Source organism: Methanosarcina sp. 1.H.T.1A.1, assembly GCF_000979295.1.
GTDB lineage: Archaea > Halobacteriota > Methanosarcinia > Methanosarcinales > Methanosarcinaceae > Methanosarcina.
Genome location: NZ_JJQY01000046.1, coordinates 1 through 970, shown reverse-complemented (window position 1 = coordinate 970; position 970 = coordinate 1). Strand labels below are relative to the sequence as shown.

At 39.6% G+C, this 970-nt stretch carries 1 protein-coding gene; it reads left to right on the top strand.

Features of this window, described 5'->3' with window-relative positions; translation table 11 throughout:
- A partial coding sequence (locus EO95_RS04715; protein ID WP_048132623.1) for a polysaccharide deacetylase family protein occupies window positions 1–970 on the top strand: 970 nt, incomplete at its 3' end.

Below are 970 nucleotides of genomic sequence, written 5' to 3'. Positions count from 1 at the left end.
ATGAAATTTCATAAGTTTAAACCATATGTAAAATGTGGACTATTTCTCATACTAGTAATCAGTCTGGCTGGTACTGCTAATGCAGCTACGAATCATACCGGAGGTATTGCTCTATCGTGGGACGATGTATTAAGTATTGATCCGTGTTATCAATATCTGCAGATGTTCAAGGATAATAATGTTAAGTGTACTATCAATGTAAATTCAAATGATCTAATTTACTCTGAGCAGGGTACAAAAGATAACCTAGGTGCACTGCACTCGGCTGGATGGGAAGTAGCTGCACACGGGCTCAATCACGAAGATGCAATTTTGTATATAAACAATTACACTTCTGATGGGTGGCTGAACCAGGAGGTAATTCCTAACATCAATGATCTAACCGGCTATGGTTATTCTCCAGTTTATACTTTTGTGTATCCTTATGGAAGTAGGGATGCAAATTCTGATGCAGCACTGGTTCCATACTTCCGGACAATTAGATCGACTGAGTTCAATGTGGTGAATGTAAATGCCTCAAACGCTTATTACAAATGGGACAATACTCAAGTTCTATACGCTGTTGAAATAGATGATAATTCCGGTGTCAGTCCGGAGTCCATAAAGGCTGGAATTGATTACGCAATGGCAAATGGATATGTACTGCTGTTATATGGGCATACAATTACTCCAACCATTACCGGAGATTACCAAACTTCAACATCAAGACTGGGAGAAATTCTAAATTATACCAAAGAACAGGGCGGAGAATTTTATCTCCTGGGAGATCTGGGTAATTCGTCCTGGTCCTCCACAACCTCTAATGTGACTGCAAATTTCACAGTTTCTACAGATAGTGTGAAGGTCGGGGAAAGTGTAACTTTTGTAGATTACAGCGTCAACCAGAATTCTGAACTGCTTGATTTTGGTGACGGGTCTAACAGCACTACTGCAAACGTTAATCATATATATACAACACCGGGAACTTATA